This is a genomic window from Phormidium sp. CCY1219 (assembly GCF_035615515.1).
Taxonomy (GTDB): domain Bacteria; phylum Cyanobacteriota; class Cyanobacteriia; order Cyanobacteriales; family Laspinemataceae; genus CCY1219.
Window position 1 is genome coordinate 1 of the sequence record NZ_JAJENT010000264.1, and the last position, 13,902, is coordinate 13,902.

The following is a 13,902-nucleotide window of genomic DNA, read 5'->3' on the forward strand; positions in this document are numbered from 1 at the left end:
TAATTTCATTCCAGATTGTGCCATACTCAGAAACTTCCAGCAATTGCTAGATTTTTCCGGGTTAAATGTATCTGTAAGCTTGAGTGAATGATTTGGGACATCACCGACAATCGCGCCGGTACGACCATTGACCAAGACCCGATAGACCTGATGGCGATCGCGATAAGTCCCCAACCAAACCGGTAGCAACACCTGCTTAAAACTCAAGGCAGGGTAACGCAGAGAAAGGTGTTCGAGGCGTTGTTCGTCACCGCCCATCTGACGAATGGCATCTGCGTGAAGAGTAGATGCCATCAAGTCTTTAGCCGTTTCAAGAGCGGCTTGAGGCAGCAAACGAGATGCTAGGGTGACATAGCCTTGGAGATACGCCGGATCGTAAGGACGCCAGGACTCCAGGAGGCGAGAGAATTCCAGATTTTCCAATTGGTGAGGGGGGATGAAAGGGGTCGCCGCGATCGGCACCTCATCAAAAAAGCGACTCACCTGCCCGGAACGCCCAGACCATTGCTTGCGCCTGATGTAACGAGTTTTTCGTTCCGCCTCGCCCCAATCATTAATTTCCGTGTGGGTTTGAGCGATCGCCTGGTAATCCGCGCGATCGCCCCGATACTGAGCGATCGTGTAGGCGTCGAAAATCCAGAACGGTAAATAAACCCCTTGGAGCCGTTGCAATTGGCTTAATTTGACCCGGGGAGTTAGAGAAACAGGCAGTTTGGCAATCCAGCGTTGAATGCATGCAGTGGCGGTTTCAGCGTCGAGAGCAAACGGAACAATGCCCGTGGGACAGACACCGGGGGAAGGGGTTTGAGGTGGAGTAGCGATCGCCGAGCGACAACAGGGACATTGAGTTAGCACCGTTGGCGGTTCAAAGACAACAGCGGTGTGACAATGGGAGCATGTAACCTGCACTGCAGCTTTGGACAGACCCCCGCCACCAGAGTAATGCAGATGCATAGCCTCAGAAGGTTCGATCGTCTGCTCAGTGGTTTGGAAAAGCGACGCTTTCCATCCGCAACGAGGACACTCTCGCTTGCCCCAGCGGGCATAGAACTGTAGCGTTACGCCACAGCAAGGACAGGGAAAATCATCACCCCCCTCAGTGAAATCCACCATTGTAAGTTGAGCTTAGTTCTACAGTCCAGCGCACGTGAAGCCAAGCCTAACAGTAGTGATGACTGGCTTGCATGAGGAGGTTTTCACGATTATTGTAATTGGATTTCCCTCGAGAAAGGGATCGAGGGTAGGGAAAAAAATTTCCCCTCTTGAGGCAAGGTAGACAAGAGGGGAACACAGGTGGAATGAGTGGAAAGGAACAAGAGGCGATCGCCCCTATTCCCGAACGCCCAGCCTCTGCAGGGAGAGTGAATTATAAAGGACGATAGACGCGATAGTTAACTTTCGGGAAGATATTGTCGATCGCTTCGACCTTTTCCAACCAACCCGAATCGATTTTGCCCTGGTGGAGATCTTCATTGAGCTTGTGAAAGCGCATCAGATGCGATCGGGTGCGGCGTACTGCATAGGGCACCATCGTTCCCGTTCGCATAATAAACGCCCAATCCGAAGACTGAGCCAGCAGCAGTTCGCGCGCCGCTTGGTTGAGCGCCCGCCACTCCAGCTCATCAGCCGGTTCGCGCTTACTCAGCTCGATCATCCGTTCCGTAGCTTTGTGCAGGTGGGGGTAAATCCAAGCATTCGTTTCATTGAGCCAATACTCGTGGAATCCCTTGTAACCCCAGCTTGACTGAGAAGGACGGCAGACCTGCTGAGTTGGATGCCCGCGCAGATAATCTGCCAAGTGGGTCATCTCATAGGTATTTTGGTCATACCAAGACTTGCGGAACAGATAATCGATAAACCACGGGCCTTCATACCACCAGTGACCGAACAACTCAGCATCGTAAGGAGAGACAATAATGGGTGGGCGCTGCATGATTCCGTGCAAGTGATGCACTTGGGTTTCGCGATTGAACATAAAATTCCCGGCATGTTCAGCCGCCTTTTCCCTTGCCCAATAGGGGTCATAGAGCGCTTTTTCCCCTAGATCCAGACCGCGCCCGGTAATCTTGTGGTATTTGATCCCGATATTTTTGCGCTGGCCGTTGGGCATGATGTACGGTTTGATATACTCGTATTCCGCTTCCCAACCCAAATCCTTGTAAAACTCGCGATATTCTGGATCCCCAGGATAACCCACCTCAGACGACCAAACCTGCTGAGAAGATTCGTGGTCGCGACCGAAGACCCCCACGCCGCACTCGGTAAAAATCGGGGCATAGGTACCGAAGCGAGGACGAGGACGAGCGTAAAGAATGCCGTGACCGTCCGTGAGGAAATACCGCACACCCGCATCAGCGAGCATTCGTTCTAAGCCTTCATAGTAGGCGCATTCTGGGATCCAAATGCCTTTAGGAGGACGGCCAAAGTTTTGCTCGTAGTGTTCGCAGGCAACCTGAATTTGCGCCCACACTGCCTGCGGGTACATTTTCATCAAAGGCAAATAGCCGTGGGTCGCTCCGCAGGTAATGATTTCGAGATTGTTAGAGTCTTGGAATTGTTTGAAAGCGTTGACCAAATCGCCATCGTAGCGTTCCCAGATTTCGCGAGCGGTATTGAACTCAGAGGCGTAGTGTTCCGCCAGGTAACGGATATGGCCATAGTGTTGGTTATGCTCGATTTCGAGTTCGATGAGTTCCTCGAGTTTAGCCAAGTGTTCCTCGTAGCGCTCTTGAAGCAGAGGATCGCGCAACATGGACACCAGCGGAGGGGTCATGCTCATGGTGATTTTAAAATCGATCCCATCGCGCTTTAATCCTTCGAATACTCGCAGTAAAGGAATGTAGGTTTCGGTGATGGCTTCATAGAGCCATTCTTCTTCTAATACATAATCGCTTTCCGGGTGTCGGACAAACGGAAGATGGGCGTGCAGGACGAGAGCAACGTAGCCAATAGCCATAGGTACGATTTCTGGGTAATAGATAAAATTGAGGGAGGCTTGGGGAAAGTTTACAGTATTTTTAGATTTTAAAATCAAACCGGGTCGTTACAGATTGTTGCTGCTCCCTGCCTTGCAAATTCTCGCGCTTTTCTGTTGCTGCACCGGTTTGGGGTTTCGCCTCGGCGGGGATTGCACTTCGAGCAAGAGGCTGGCGATTCCGATGGGTGGCACTTTACGGATCCGTGAGCGTCTACCATAAAAGAAAAACCCACCAGGACCGAGTTGTGCCGATGTGAAATGAAAACCGTTCGATAAACAATGAAAAGGACGATCGATCCATGCTAAAAACCGCCACTTTTGGCCTATTGTGTTTGTTTTTGGGTGCCATGACGGGTACCGTCAGCGCAACCGCCGAGATCGAACCACAGACCCCTGAAGCGAGGGTTGCGATCGCAACTGAGCTTTTGGCACAAACGAGCCAATGGTCAGACGTAACCATCCAGTTGTCCGATCTTCCTGAGGGTTTTACGGCGATGCCCGCCTCCGAGTTAGCCGAACTCAAGGAAGAACTGGCGCGAGACGATATTGATGTGGAAAACGTCTTTGCCTTCGTCGCGCAGCAACGCTTTCAACTGATTATGGGGATTACCACCCTCCTGCAAACCCAGCAACAGCAGGAGAAATTTGATGAAATTCTGCGCGATCCCCAAGTGCTGCGAACTTTAATTGCCGAAGAAATGGACACGCCCGAAGATCCTGCCGAACCTTTAGATGTCAAGAGGATTGGCGATGCCGCAGGTGGGGTGCGCTTGCCGGTGAATCTGGAAGGGTTAATGGCACAGTTAGAGATTTTGGCGTTCCGCCAAGACGAAATGGGGGCGTTTATTTTCGTACTCTATCGTGAGGGGGAACGACCCTTGGTGGAGATTGCGGAGATCGCCCGCCAATTGGAAAGTCGCGCCCAAGCGGTGGTCTCCCGTCCGAATTAACTCTCGGGTTAACTTCGCGCGATCGCCTGCCCTTGCCAAAAACCTGGCGATCGAAGCCAAATCTAGGTTGCGCGTGCCATTCGGGGCAATTTTTGCGCTATGCGGCAGGAAAAGGGGAACAATAAACTTAAGCAGCGCTCCTTCGGGTGGCGAGCCGACAGCCTGTTCCCAGTAAAATTCCCCTGCATTCTCCACCAGGTTGGCTCTGGGCGCTGGAACTTCAGCCCGGTCAGACCGCCCGCCAGGGACACCCAAAGCGCCGATGATGGCCTCAATTTTTCAAGCATTATATGGGTCGCTGGCGATCGACGTAACATCGGCTCAACCAAAAAAGCTCCATATTGAATGGATTGTAGTTGATAGCATTTTTGACACCTATGACTGCTCCCGTGCATCTATCGGAATCCAATATCGAAAAAATTGTGGATCGGATTTTTACCACTCATCGCATCACTCGCGCCGATCAACAAATGTTTATGAAAACCCTGTTATCCAAGAATGCGCTCACCCCCCGAGAGCAGGTACTCATCGACCGCGTATTTGACGCACTGCGTAGCGGATTATTGCGAGTTGTAGATTAGATCTGATTCGTGAAGCAGGGACACCCAACATAAAAGCACGACAAGTTTTGTCGTGCTTTTATCTGACATTCTCCCGACAGTGACCCCGATCGCTTCGGTGCGGGGTTCCTCCTTCAAGGAGCCAACTTACTCGAGGAGTTCTCACTTATCGCGCAGGGGTGGCACTCTCCAGAGGCGTTTGCTGGTTCGATACCAGCGGTTCGGGACTGCACCCCCCTACGCAGATAGAGTCAAGCCCAACGCCAACGAACAGGACTTTTTCTTTATTAAGAGTTATGAAATAAATTTACCATAAAATACAACAATTGGCTAGCGCGATTCATCTGCGCGATCGCCCATTCGGGTAGCGCGCGAGATGAATCGCGGGTTTAGGTAAAGTGGTATTGTTCAATATCGCTCTCGGGTGGCCAGACAGTTCCCCGGGCAGGTTAAGTTTTCCATCGTCCAACACAGCACGAGGAGAGCGCGTACAATAATTCTAGAGAGAGAATTCTCCTCAACCGCCCACCTGGGAGCTATTCACAGACCCCCTGATGAGCGATCGACCGCCGATCGCCTCGCGAACCTTTAACCCGATAGAGATTTCAGGTTGAATGCTCTAGCTCGACCGAACGAGAAAAGGGTTGGAGGTGGGTATTCTCAACAGTAAAATTATTTTTAGATTTACGCACCCTTTCCCATGCCTCTATTTAATGCACCGACGCACCAAAAAGAACTGGCCAAACAAGGCCAACCCGAGGCGATCGCCGCCGTGGTTAACCATGCGATCCAATCCCAAGGGATAACGGCAAAAGCGGTTCTCAAAGACGGCTCTTTGCTGCTATTACTCGAAGCGGCAGAAGTTCCCGATCGCACGGCATTAGTTCCCTTTATCAAAAAGGGACTCAGCGAGTTGGGGATTGACTCGCTTCCGACTCTGAAAATCTACGGACGTCAACTGGGGGAACGTCAGCCGGCTTGGCAGGAAGAAGTTGAATTAGAGCCTTTCCCCGAACCCACTATCGATGAAGATGAGGAAATGCTCATCGGCGATGACCAGGAAATGCTCATCGCTGATGATGAAGAAATGCTCGTGGGCGATGATGAGGAAATGCTCGTAGGCGATGATGAGGATTTTGCCGATGACGAGGAAATGCTCGTGGGCGATGACGACGAGATGATGGCAGAACCGGATTTAGAGGAGGATGAATTCGATGACGAAGACTACGAGCTAGAAGACGAGGAGATCCCCGAGGACTCGACTCAGGACAAAAAATCCGATGGGAAAAAACTCTTTGTCCTGGTACCTCTGGCGATCTTAGTGGTGTTGGCAGGGGGCGGTGGGGCATACTGGTTCTTTATGAAATCACAAGGGACGAGCGAACCGACCCCCGTACAATCTCCCACCCCGGAATCACCCACGGCACAATCACCCGCCCCGGAATCACCCACGGCGGAATCTCCCGCCCCGGAATCACCCACGGCACAATCTCCTGCCCCGGAATCACCCACGGCGGAATCTCCCGCCCCGGCGGCAGATCCCTTTGCCGAAGCAGTCCGAAAAGCGACGGAAGCGGCGAATCTCGCCCAAACTGCGGCAACTCAGTCAGAGTGGAACCAGGTGGCAGATCTGTGGCAGCAAGCTAGCGATCTGATGGCGCAAGTGGCGCAAACCAGCCCGAATTACGAACAAGCGCAACCTCGAGTGGAGCAGTATCAGCAAAATGCGAATATTGCCGAGCAAAACGCGGCTGCTGCGGTTCAGTAATGCCGATCGCGCAGTTGTTCTAGCCAACTCAGGTGCCCCACAATCCCTAGGGGCAGCAAACGGTGGTTCCTAGAGGATCCCCAACTTTGCCGTTCGGATTGTGGGGTGGAAATTGTCCACCTGCCGCACTGTTGCCTCGAATCCCTCGCAGAAGGGGGGGATCTGTCTCGATCTCATCGGCTGCTAACCCCTTGCGCCCTGACAATCGATCTCAAAATCACTCAGGGATGGGGAGAGTCGCGAAGGAACTTTCTGTGTTTAGCGTTCGGGTTAACGCTATCCTTAGAGTGATGCGCCAGCTTCGTATGATTTCCCAGGACCAGCCATGACCGAAACTGAGCTTTTGGAACTCGCTAAACAGGGTCGCCCAAACGCGATCGCCGCTTTAATCGATCGCTCCTTGCGACCTAAAGGGATCTCGACAAAAGTCTCCCTCAAGCAAGGGTGTTTGAAGGTGATCCTCTGCGCGCCCAACAAGGTTCCCAATAAAAAAGTCTTGGCTGACTTTATTTATCAAGGAACGCTCGCTTTAGAGCTGACATCAATTTCCTCTTTAAAAGTGTATGGGATTAAAACCGGCAACCGCACCCCGGCTTGGTTAAAAGAATTCAAACTCGCCCCTCACTCGAACGGGCGGGCAACACCGATTGGGGAAATTGCTACGGGAAGCGATCGCCTTGACACCTCCCCCAACCCATCCCCCACAACCACTCCCTCTAAATCCCCGGGAAAAGCGGTTTCCACCGCCGCACCAACCACTCGCCTCAAGTCCCGAAAAGCGCAGAATCAGAAAACTTCTCGTTCTACTGTGGTGGAGGAAACACCAGAATCCACCTCGACAGATTTATCCTCCAGTTTTACCGCACAACATTATGAGGAATTACTGCGCGATCGCGTCATGCTCCCCCCTCGGGGAAAATGGGGATTAGATTATTACGTGGCTATTCCTAAACTTGCCAAAGCCTTGGTGGAGTTTCCCCCTGCCAAAGGAGAGATTTTCTCCGCGATCGGCGTGCGATATCAAGGAGAACTAGCTTTTTTAGTGCTTACAAAACGACATCTTTCTTGTTTTGTCTTTCCAGAATTTTCCAGCAAACCCTTTAAACGTTTTGCTTTAAATTTTAATAAAATTTCCCAAATAGTGGCGACCAAAAAGGGATTGATTATCCATCGAAAAAACGGATTGAAATTGCGAATTTATTTTTCGCATTCAAAGTTAGCGCGCAAGTTTATAGAAGAAGAACTGTCTAAGTTTATTGATATCGAATCCGGGCGGTGGATGGCCGCCGACCGATATGAAATCTCGTTAACCTTGTTTGGATACCTAACTATTTTACTGGCGGTGGGCGTCAATTTAATCGGTTTGTTTTGGGTAGTCAAACTATGTCTCGAAACCCTACTTGGATCGTTAAGCTAACGTGAAAATAGGAGGAGCAAACGGCAGCGATCGCAGTAATTTTGCAAGAGCACTCATCAGGGGTGAACCCCATGCAAGCCTCGCCATAAAAAATTTTCCGAGCCAAATCGGCATTCGATCTGCTTACCAGAATACTCCGCCGAGTGCTTCATCTGCTCAAAGCTTCGATATCCCGAGAGCGGTTTAGAGAAAAAAGAGCGAGCGATCGCAACAGATATCGGCGAGGCAGTGTGGAAGAACAAGCCTTCGCTAAAACATCTCTCCTGCCTCGCCATCTCCTCTATAGATCTCATCAACGCTTTTACGATTCGTTTTCCTTGCGGATTCTTTGTGCTTGAGCTTGAGCCGTTTCGCTGTTTTGCAGATAGAGCGCCGTGCGATTCTGAGCCGTTTTGTAACGGGGATGATCCGAAGGAACCGAAGCCATCAACTCGGATGCTTGTTGCCACTTAGCGGCGATCGCCAACCATTCGGCAGAAGTTTTCGCCACCTTTCCTTCTGCAGAAGCTTGTTCGGCAAGGCGCACTGCTTGTGCAAAAAATTCTTCCCTGGGGTCTGGTGCGGGTGAGGCACCAGCTTCTCCGGTTTGGGGAGAGTTAACAGCACTGTGCTGCGATCCGAATAACGATTGGAAAAAAGACCAATTATAAAGACCAAATCCAACCCCCACCACCAGCAAGCTGACGCCAACTCCACGGACGATTCCTCGGCGGAATTGGCGCGACTCGCGCACTTGACGGGAAGAGGAGGGTTTGGGGAAGGCGGGGTTAGTCCGAGATTTTGGACGAGTTTTGAGATCGAAAATGAGCTGTTGAATAATATTCGGCTTTTTGAGCGTAATTTGTTGTGACCAGAGAAGTTGATTTTGCGGATCGCGATTAATTTCGTCAAACCAGAGCAACTGCTGTTCGCGAACCAGTCGAGAGTTGATTTTTACTCGACGAATATTGCGCGGTGCGAGGGATTCGAGAATGTCGCGGATCCGATCGACCAAGGGATCTTGCTCCAGGCGCTCGACACTAGGGGCTTCGCATAACAGTTGCAAGACGCCATCAGCCAAGACAGCGCGGGTTCTGACACCAGAAGAAGCCAGTTTGTGGTTAAGGACTTGAATAATCGCCGAAACACTGCCCTGGCGAGCTTGACTGGCGATATCATCCATCGGATGTACCATGCTTTGGTTCAGCAATTGATGATTAGTCAACTCTATCTAGCGGTAATAATTTACATTTAGAGATATAGCGTATCAGTTTTTTTGTCAGAGTACCCCGTTTAAGTCAGGACCGATCGCGCCGATTGCGATCGCCCCCTTATCTGCAATCCGGTGGGACTTAAGCCCCTGTTAAGCGTCACTGCAAGGCAAAACGATCGCGAGATTTTTTCGGCGCTCCATCCTGTCGCCGCGTTGGAATTAGTTGTACTTATCATCTGCCCTGCGCTCGAACCAGGATAAAACGAGCAAACGAGCGATCGCACCACCCGCGCTGAGAAATCACAGCGTAACGAGAGAATTATAGAACCATCTGATGTTAAATCACCGAGTTGAGAGTCAACCGGGAACGTTGTGGCAAAATGGATGGCAAACCCACCCGAAACAGGGCGGAGCTTACGCCATCTAAGATTAGCCATAATTAATTAGGTTGCGCCAAGTAATGGTAGATCCACATCTGCCGTCGGTAACGAACCAATTCAGTCAAATCCTCTTAAGATCGCGAACACTCAACATGCCTACCTATACTGGAATTTCTAGCGAAGCCTTTCGCCATCCCCTCGACGTCGGTGCCGAGCAAGCGTTACGAAACGTGCCCGGATTCGATCTGGTTGCCCGCAAATTTGTAGAATTCCTGGTGGAGCGTCCGCAGTACGTCTATTTGATGGGCAATAGCATCCAAGTCAGTCCGCGTCAGTATTCCACCCTGCACGGAATTTTTCGCGAATGCGTGCGAGATTTAGACATTTCTCCCGAACCGACTTTATTTGTCTCCCAAACGCCGTTAGTCAATGCCTATGCCTTGGGGCAAGACCTGCCGTATATGGTCTTAAACACCGGGTTAATCGACGTGCTGAGCGAACGGGAAATCCGCGCGGTAATCGCCCACGAACTCGGACATATCAAATGCGGTCACACGCGGTTAATTCAGATGGCGAGTTGGGCGATTACGGCGATTTTTTCCCTTGCGGATTTGACTTTAGGCTTGAGCCGCGTTCTGAGTACGGGATTGATTATGGCGTTTTATGAATGGTTGCGAAAAGCGGAATTATCTGCCGATCGCGCCGCTTTATTGGTGATGGATGATTTAGAAACGGTGATGCGGACGATGATGCATATGGCGGGGGGGTCTTCGCGTTACGCTCGGGAATGCAGTCTGGAGGAATTCGTCAGCCAAGCAGAGCGCTACGAACAACTGGATGAAGATGGACTCAATCAAGTTTATAAGTTTTTTCTCTATAACAATCTTTCGCAAGGGGTATTTTTGACCCATCCGGAAAGCGGTGGAACGGGTGACTTACTTGCAGCAGTGGGCGAATTCTGAAGAGTATCGAGATATCAAAGCCGGTCACTATCGGCGATCGTCGGCAGAAGAGTCGGTAGAGGAGGTGCCATCGTCCTCGGATGCGGAGGAGGTGGAAGCATTGCAGCGTCAAATCGAACAGTTACAAAGAGAAATCAACCGCATCAAGGGTCAATAAAAGACGAGAAAGGGGGACGGCGTTTTGTCGAAGCATCTGTATCATAGGAATCGGTTGTTCAATCGGGGCAGCTAGCCCCCAGTCAATTTTGATTTTGGCTAACTCAGGGACTCCCTACCGGAGTATTATTCGATAGCGATTATGCCAATAGCCCATATTTTTCCATCGGTTTTCTCCGCGATCGCCTTACTTGCCTTGGCGACGGGCTGTTCCACTGGGATTTCACCCCAGGGAAGCGATTCGTTTGGCACCAGTCCTGCAGTGGCTCAATCCCCTGTAGCTCAGGTGTCGGATCCGTTTGCGGAGGGTATCAAGTACGCCACCCGGGCGTCTTCGTTGGTTCAATCGGCACAAACGCCGGCAGACTGGGATGAGGTGTCGAAACAATGGCTGCAGGCAATTTACTGGATGCAGTCGGTGCCGCCCTCGAGTCCGCGACGGGCTTTTGCTCAGAAAAAGGTGGCGGAATACATGCGCTATCTGGCTTATGCCCAACAAAAAGCGACGGTGAGTTCTCGGCTTTCTTATCCGACGTTTAATAGCGATGTGCTTGACGAGCAATTGGGATTGTATTTGTCGTACATTGCGGCGATCGGTCGCCCGGATGTGCTGATTGTCGGCAGTTCGCGGGCGTTGCAGGGTGTGGATCCCACAGTGCTGCAGCAGGCGTTGGGAGCTAGGGGCAAAGGGGGGCTGAAAATTTTTAATTTTGGCGTGAATGGTGCCACGGCTCAAGTGGTGAATTTTCAATTGCAGCAATTGTTAAGTCCCCAGCATTTGCCGCGCATGATTCTGTGGGCGGATGGGGTGCGGGCGTTTAATAACGGACGAAGCGATCGCACCTACAATGAGATTCGCCGTTCTCCGGGCTACCAGCGTTTGGCTTCTGGGATTCGTCCGAGTTTAACTTCTGCAAACTCCACTGCCTCTTTGGTGGAATATCCCCAGGGGTCAGCATTTCTCCAGCCGGTGAGTGACTCGCCCGATTGTTCGGGGTTGGCGGAGCTGTGGCGTAAGGTAGGCGAGACACCGGAGGGGAAGCTTCCCCTGCGTCTTCATCCGGCGATCGTTCGGCGCATGAATTCCCGGTGCGAAGGGCATCAGTTCACGGTGATGCGATCGCCAGAAACCACCACGGGGGCTGATGTTTCTCAGGCGATCGCTGCCGCCCCCAGGCAGATGAGTGCAGTGGGTAAGGCGATTGACGCTAATGGGTTTTTCCCGGTCTCTACTCGCTTTAATCCGGCGAGTTACTATCGGCAAAATCCGCGAGTAGCCGGTCGCTACGACCGCGATTATGCCAATTTTCAGCTTGGCGGCTCTCAAGGATCGGCGTTGAATGCAGTGGCGGCTTTCGCCCAATCTCGCCAGATTCCTTTGGTGGTGGTCAATCTGCCCGTGACTCAGGATTACCTGGATCCCACCCGCAGCCTTCGCGAGCAGCAGTTTCGCCAATATATGCGCGCGGCGAGCGTACGCGCTTTTCTCTGGCGGGATTTATCTGCGATCGCTTCCCTGACTCGCAATGACTATTTTCAAGACCCCAGCCATCTCAATCGGTATGGAGCCGCTGCAGTGGCTCGCCAACTGGCGGCGGATCCTAACATTCCCTGGCCCACTCGTCAGCAGTAGGCTCCCCGCAAGGGGAATTTTTTCTCCCAGATTGGTGATTCTAAACCTATTTCCTCTGCAGTTGTCAATCCTCAATGGTTGATTGTTTGTTGCGAATTAACAATCGGGATGCCACCCCCACCGATGGCATCCCGATTCTTCGGGACTTTAGCCTTACGCTAAGGCGCGATTACCAGAGCGCTCTCACGGGCTGCTGAACGTTAGAGACTACATTATTGCTCTCGTCCACATCCAGTTCCACCCGGTTTCCCGGAACAATCACGGCTGTGGTGCAGACATCCGGGGTGACGACGTAATTTCTGATACTGCCGTCGGGTAGTCGCAATTGCAAAATGGTGCCTTCGCAGGAAATCACATCCCCGGTGATACGTACCACTCGGGTGCTAGTTGGAGTGGTGGGGGTGGTGGTGGTGGTGGTGGTGGAAGTGCTGGTGGTGGTGACCTCATCGGTGGGTTCCATGACGGTGACTTCTTCAGCTTGCAAGCCGGTGTCATCCAACGTTACCATAATTTCCATTCCGGGAAGCAAGCCCAGCCGCTCTCGGTCGATTTCGTCGATTTCTACCACTTGGGTCTCGCCGTTGGGAAGACGCAGCACCACTTGATTGTTGGCACCAATCCGTTGAATGGTGCCTCGGATAGTCTCGTTGGGACGCGCTTGGGCGATGGATTGCTTGTCTCGCGTTTCCACCTGGGTCTGCGCTAATGCCGGATACCCGGCAACCAAGGAGAGTAGCACCGATAGCATTGCGCCTGTTAAGAGTTTCATATTTTTAATCCGCATTAGATCCTCACTTCAAAATTTCGAGGGAGACAAAAAAGTTTTCCCGGTTAGTCTAGATTTACCAACGTTGATATTTTTGAATGAAACATTGTCCTTAGACTAACCGTCCTGGGTTCTGGCTGTAATCTACCGAAAGATATAGGTGATTTTTGTAACAGCCCTTACCCAGCTCGAAACGGTTCGAGAGTCAATACAATTCCTGCAAAAAAGTGGCACTCTTTGCAGAGTTCAGATACAATCTTACCAGTTTTTCTTTAAATTAGTATTAAGAGTTTGTTAGGAATTAGAAATAAACGAATGGTGCGAGGAGATTTTCTATCGAAACGGTTTATTCTGCTAAGCTTGAGTACGGTGTTCCTGTTCAGCTATGGGTCAAAGCCAGCTTGGGCAGAGAATTCAAGCTCTACTGAGGTATCAGCGAGCAATTTGGGGACTTCGGAGTTTGAATGGGTGCCGATTCCGGAACCGGAATTGCCTCCTTTGGGAGATTATTCCAAATTTATTCCCTTTGAGCAACTCTATCCGGGTCAGACGCCGCTACAAACCCATTTAGTAATTCGGTTGAGCGAGCGCCGAGTCTATCTTTATCGCAACGATCGCTTACAAACCAGCTATCCGATCGCCGTGGGAAAGGCAGGTTGGGAAACGCCTACTGGCTCGTTTGAAGTCATGCAAATGCAGCGCGATCCGATTTGGGAACACCCCTGGACCGGCGAGATCGTCTATCCCGGACCGAATAATCCGTTAGGGGCGCGCTGGATCGGGTTTTGGACCGATGGAAGAGATTTTATTGGTTTTCACGGTACGCCGAATGAGGAATTGGTGGGACAAGCAGTGTCCCACGGCTGTATCCGAATGCGAAATCAAGATATTTTAGCATTGTATTCCCAGGTAGACATCGGAACCCCAGTGACGGTGGAACCTTAGTGAGTCACAAAAAAGAACAAAGAAGTGTGAGTTACTAAAAACGTCACACTTCTTTTTGATTTTAAGGGAAAAAGTGTAAGCTAGACCACAGACGGCTGGTCGTTGGTCGTTGGTCAATTGTCATTGGTCATTGGTCATTGGTGGTTTGTGGTAAATTGTCATTAGTCATTGGTCATTGGTCATTGGTGGTTTGTGG

The 13,902-nt window shown here is 51.2% G+C and carries 13 protein-coding genes; 8 read left to right on the plus strand and 5 right to left on the minus strand.

Going from position 1 to position 13,902, the window contains the following annotated elements; translation table 11 throughout:
* Together LKK83_RS03275 and LKK83_RS03280 are read right to left on the minus strand one after the other, a co-directional pair.
* A partial coding sequence (locus tag LKK83_RS03275) for a hypothetical protein (protein ID WP_324629410.1) occupies nucleotides 1–1,113 on the minus strand: 1,113 nt, incomplete at its 3' end.
* A 253-nt stretch (nucleotides 1,114–1,366) separates the two neighbouring features.
* Entirely contained in the window at nucleotides 1,367–2,956 is a 1,590-nt protein-coding gene (locus tag LKK83_RS03280; RefSeq protein WP_324629411.1) for a glycoside hydrolase family 57 protein, read from the minus strand.
* Between the two features lie 320 nt (nucleotides 2,957–3,276).
* Between LKK83_RS03280 and LKK83_RS03285 the strand changes: the two genes are divergently transcribed.
* The 4 genes from LKK83_RS03285 (at nucleotide 3,277) to LKK83_RS03300 (ending at nucleotide 7,672) form a co-directional block, all read left to right on the plus strand.
* Nucleotides 3,277–3,927 carry a hypothetical protein gene (locus LKK83_RS03285; RefSeq protein WP_324629412.1) on the plus strand — a complete coding sequence of 217 codons (651 nt, stop codon included), beginning with the start codon at nucleotides 3,277–3,279 and terminating at the stop codon, nucleotides 3,925–3,927.
* Nucleotides 3,928–4,304: 377 nt separating this feature from the next.
* Nucleotides 4,305–4,508 (plus strand): hypothetical protein, encoded by a 204-nt coding sequence (locus LKK83_RS03290; protein WP_324629413.1) that lies wholly within the window; start codon nucleotides 4,305–4,307, stop codon nucleotides 4,506–4,508.
* A 679-nt stretch (nucleotides 4,509–5,187) separates the two neighbouring features.
* A complete protein-coding gene (locus LKK83_RS03295; RefSeq protein ID WP_324629414.1) occupies nucleotides 5,188–6,255 on the plus strand; it encodes a flagellar basal body-associated FliL family protein in 1,068 nt (355 codons plus the stop codon).
* A gap of 325 nt (nucleotides 6,256–6,580) precedes the next feature.
* Complete coding sequence (locus LKK83_RS03300; RefSeq protein WP_324629416.1) at nucleotides 6,581–7,672, plus strand: hypothetical protein; 1,092 nt, start codon at nucleotides 6,581–6,583, stop codon at nucleotides 7,670–7,672.
* Nucleotides 7,673–7,973: 301 nt separating this feature from the next.
* Here LKK83_RS03300 and LKK83_RS03305 read toward each other — a convergent pair whose 3' ends face one another.
* Together LKK83_RS03305 and LKK83_RS03310 are read right to left on the minus strand one after the other, a co-directional pair.
* Entirely contained in the window at nucleotides 7,974–8,846 is an 873-nt protein-coding gene (locus LKK83_RS03305) for a hypothetical protein (protein ID WP_442957273.1), read from the minus strand.
* Between the two features lie 98 nt (nucleotides 8,847–8,944).
* Nucleotides 8,945–9,100, minus strand: a complete 156-nt coding sequence (locus tag LKK83_RS03310) for a hypothetical protein (protein ID WP_324629418.1) — start codon at nucleotides 9,098–9,100, stop codon at nucleotides 8,945–8,947.
* A 296-nt stretch (nucleotides 9,101–9,396) separates the two neighbouring features.
* On the opposite strand from LKK83_RS03310, the gene LKK83_RS03315 reads away from it, so the two are divergent.
* The 3 genes from LKK83_RS03315 to LKK83_RS03320 all read left to right on the plus strand — a co-directional run bounded on the left by LKK83_RS03315 (nucleotide 9,397) and on the right by LKK83_RS03320 (nucleotide 11,995).
* Nucleotides 9,397–10,206, plus strand: a complete 810-nt coding sequence (locus LKK83_RS03315) for a M48 family metallopeptidase (RefSeq protein ID WP_442957271.1) — start codon at nucleotides 9,397–9,399, stop codon at nucleotides 10,204–10,206.
* On the plus strand, nucleotides 10,175–10,363 hold the full coding sequence (locus tag LKK83_RS31930; RefSeq protein ID WP_442957272.1) for a hypothetical protein: 189 nt from the start codon (nucleotides 10,175–10,177) through the stop codon (nucleotides 10,361–10,363). The genes LKK83_RS03315 and LKK83_RS31930 overlap by 32 nt, the downstream gene beginning before the upstream one ends.
* Before the next feature lie 141 nt (nucleotides 10,364–10,504).
* Entirely contained in the window at nucleotides 10,505–11,995 is a 1,491-nt protein-coding gene (locus LKK83_RS03320; protein ID WP_324629419.1) for a hypothetical protein, read from the plus strand.
* A 169-nt stretch (nucleotides 11,996–12,164) separates the two neighbouring features.
* Here LKK83_RS03320 and LKK83_RS03325 read toward each other — a convergent pair whose 3' ends face one another.
* Nucleotides 12,165–12,764, minus strand: coding sequence for a hypothetical protein (locus LKK83_RS03325; RefSeq protein ID WP_324629421.1), 600 nt, complete (start codon nucleotides 12,762–12,764; stop codon nucleotides 12,165–12,167).
* A gap of 312 nt (nucleotides 12,765–13,076) precedes the next feature.
* Between LKK83_RS03325 and LKK83_RS03330 the strand changes: the two genes are divergently transcribed.
* Nucleotides 13,077–13,706, plus strand: a complete 630-nt coding sequence (locus LKK83_RS03330) for a L,D-transpeptidase (RefSeq protein ID WP_324629423.1) — start codon at nucleotides 13,077–13,079, stop codon at nucleotides 13,704–13,706.
* Nucleotides 13,707–13,902 lie beyond the last annotated feature (196 nt).

What these genes read in the sequence shown, in the direction of transcription:
- LKK83_RS03280 (WP_324629411.1), bottom strand. Translation starts at nt 2,956, where the DNA reads ATGGCTATTGGCTACGTTGCTCTCGTCCTGCACGCCCATCTTCCGTTT.
- LKK83_RS03285 (WP_324629412.1), top strand. Translation starts at nt 3,277, where the DNA reads ATGCTAAAAACCGCCACTTTTGGCCTATTGTGTTTGTTTTTGGGTGCC.
- LKK83_RS03290 (WP_324629413.1), top strand. Translation starts at nt 4,305, where the DNA reads ATGACTGCTCCCGTGCATCTATCGGAATCCAATATCGAAAAAATTGTG.
- LKK83_RS03295 (WP_324629414.1), top strand. Translation starts at nt 5,188, where the DNA reads ATGCCTCTATTTAATGCACCGACGCACCAAAAAGAACTGGCCAAACAA.
- LKK83_RS03300 (WP_324629416.1), top strand. Translation starts at nt 6,581, where the DNA reads ATGACCGAAACTGAGCTTTTGGAACTCGCTAAACAGGGTCGCCCAAAC.
- LKK83_RS03305 (WP_442957273.1), bottom strand. Translation starts at nt 8,846, where the DNA reads ATGGTACATCCGATGGATGATATCGCCAGTCAAGCTCGCCAGGGCAGT.
- LKK83_RS03310 (WP_324629418.1), bottom strand. Translation starts at nt 9,100, where the DNA reads ATGATAAGTACAACTAATTCCAACGCGGCGACAGGATGGAGCGCCGAA.
- LKK83_RS03315 (WP_442957271.1), top strand. Translation starts at nt 9,397, where the DNA reads ATGCCTACCTATACTGGAATTTCTAGCGAAGCCTTTCGCCATCCCCTC.
- LKK83_RS03320 (WP_324629419.1), top strand. Translation starts at nt 10,505, where the DNA reads ATGCCAATAGCCCATATTTTTCCATCGGTTTTCTCCGCGATCGCCTTA.
- LKK83_RS03325 (WP_324629421.1), bottom strand. Translation starts at nt 12,764, where the DNA reads ATGAAACTCTTAACAGGCGCAATGCTATCGGTGCTACTCTCCTTGGTT.
- LKK83_RS03330 (WP_324629423.1), top strand. Translation starts at nt 13,077, where the DNA reads ATGGTGCGAGGAGATTTTCTATCGAAACGGTTTATTCTGCTAAGCTTG.